3 protein-coding genes are annotated in these 2072 nt (G+C 76.6%); 2 read left to right on the forward strand and 1 reads right to left on the reverse strand.

The genetic code is table 11. The features are described from left to right. Positions 1–421 precede the first annotated feature (421 nt). Positions 422–613 (forward strand): hypothetical protein, encoded by a 192-nt coding sequence (locus ACFV0G_RS31055; RefSeq protein WP_380555223.1) that lies wholly within the window; start codon positions 422–424, stop codon positions 611–613. Between the two features lie 66 nt (positions 614–679). Here the strand turns inward: ACFV0G_RS31055 and ACFV0G_RS31060 are convergent, their stop codons facing one another. Beyond that, positions 680–886, reverse strand: coding sequence for a hypothetical protein (locus ACFV0G_RS31060; protein ID WP_380555225.1), 207 nt, complete (start codon positions 884–886; stop codon positions 680–682). A gap of 198 nt (positions 887–1084) precedes the next feature. Between ACFV0G_RS31060 and ACFV0G_RS31065 the strand changes: the two genes are divergently transcribed. Then, positions 1085–1828, forward strand: coding sequence for a hypothetical protein (locus tag ACFV0G_RS31065; RefSeq protein ID WP_380555227.1), 744 nt, complete (start codon positions 1085–1087; stop codon positions 1826–1828). The last annotated feature ends 244 nt before the right edge of the window (positions 1829–2072 follow it).

Consider the following 2072-nt stretch of genomic DNA (forward strand, 5'->3'; position numbering starts at 1 on the left):
GGGGCCCGGGGGGGGGGGGGGGGGGGGGGCCGGGCCCGGGGGCCCCCCCCCCCCCCCCGCGGGGGCCCCCCCCCGGGCGCGGCCCCCCCCCGCCTCTGCGCTGTGCCCCCGCGGTGCTCTCCGCCGTGTGTCCGACCGTGGTGGGTGCGGGCTGCCTGCCGACCGGTCTGCTCCGGGCCGGTTCGGCCTGGCTCCGGCCCCGTGTCGGCTCGAACTCTTCGGACAGACGATCGCCACCGTGCCCCAGTTCGCCGGTCCCATCCGGCCCTCACTGCGCCTCGCCCACATCACGCCCGGTCAGGAAGCTTCCCAATTGCTGCAGTCGGGCGACCGCGGCGAGCTGGCTGTGGTGGGCGACCGGCTCGCGGCAGGATGGCTGCGGTATGGGCTGTAGGAGACGGCCGTCGCCGCGGGGCTGGCGGTGATTGTGCTCGTGGCGGTGACCGGGGCGCGCCGGATGCCGTGGCGCCATGCGCTCCCGGTGGTCGCGGCGGGCGTGGTCACGGTGTGCACGGTCAACGCCGTGGGCTTCTACCTGCTGGCCTCGTGGTACCTCGCCATCGTGCCGATGATTCTCAACTGCCTTTGGCAGTACTGGCGCACCCTCCTGTGAACAAGGTCCTGCATCGCGTGGCGCCCCGCCCTCGCCCACCGATGGTGCGAGGGCGGGTTGCTGCGGTCAGACGGTCGCGACGTCGAGCTCGCCGGCCTTCGCCCGGGCGACGAGGTCGGCGAACTGCTCGCGGCTCATCTGGACCTGTTGGCCGAAGTCGTCGGTGATCCGCACCCGCCGCTCCTCGGCCGCGTCGATGTCGACGAACAGCTGAGGACATCCGCAGTTGCAGTTGCCGCAGAACGTCGCGATTGGTGCCCCGGTGTTGTCCACGGGTGCCGTCCTTCCGAGGGGTGGTCCGGCTTGCCTGGCCCGGTCACCTCCACCGATCCCCCCGGAATCCGTGTGCCAAACGGTACGTTATGGCGTGGCGTCAGAAAGTCACGGGTCCGGAGGTGCGCAGAGGGCACACGCGGGTCTTGCCGGTTCGTGGTTCGACCCGGTGCGGGCGGCTGCGATGATGGGCCGGCCATGTCCGTGACCGACGCACCTCAGCCGTCCCGCGCGGCCGCGCCCGATGTGCGGCTTGTGCGGTCGGTGGCGTTCGCCACGGTGAGCACCGCGCTGGCCGCTGCCGCGCACACCGCTGCGGGCGGGCCGGTGGGACTGCGCGCGATCGTGGCGGGCTGGGTGCTGGTCTGGAGTGCTGCGGCACTCGGCGCGGGGCGCGAACGCGCGCTGGGCGCGATCACCGGCGCACTCGTGCTGAGCCAGCTCGGCCTCCACCTGTTCTTCCAGGCGTGCCACGTCCTGCTCGCTCCCGTGCCGGGGAACCCGTCGGCCGCTGCGGGCGGCATGGCCGGCATGCCGGAGATGGCGGGGATGACTGGGCATCTGCACGGCGGGCACGCCCCCGTCGCCGACGCGGCGGGCACGGCGGTGCGTACCGCGGCGCACGCCGGCCTGGTCGGCCTGTCACCAGGAATGCTGGCCAGCCACGCGGCGGCCGCGCTGGTCACCGGCTGGTTGCTGCACCGCGTCGAGGCGGCGCTGTGGCGGTTGATGGGCCTGGCCCGGACCGTCCGTGCCGTGGCGCGCCGCTGGCGGGCCCGGGTCGCCGACACCCTCGCCGGGCTCGTGGGCCGTCGCACCGTGCCGGCGGCGCGGCCCGCCCGCACACGGCGTCCTCCGCTTGCCCTCCCGCACCGGCTGCGGCCGGTGCTGCTGCGGCACAGCGTGATCCGCCGGGGACCGCCCGGGGCCGTGTACGCGTAGCCGCCCGGCGGGGCCGTGTCCTCGCCGCCCGCGGCCTGCGCATCCCCGCGCGCCGGGCGCGGCCGTCGAGCGGCCGCCCGGTCGCCGTACACCCCCCAATCCCGCACGTCACGCACCGGGGGCCCCCGGGGGGGGCGCCGGGGGACCGGGCCGGCCGCGAACCCCCGCCGGTGGCCCCCCCCCCCCGGGGCCGCCCCCCCCCCCCCCCGGCGGGGCGCCCCCCCCCCCCCCCGGTCGGGGGCGG

Origin of the sequence: Kitasatospora sp. NPDC059571, assembly GCF_042735675.1 — a bacterium.
Taxonomy (GTDB): domain Bacteria; phylum Actinomycetota; class Actinomycetes; order Streptomycetales; family Streptomycetaceae; genus Kitasatospora.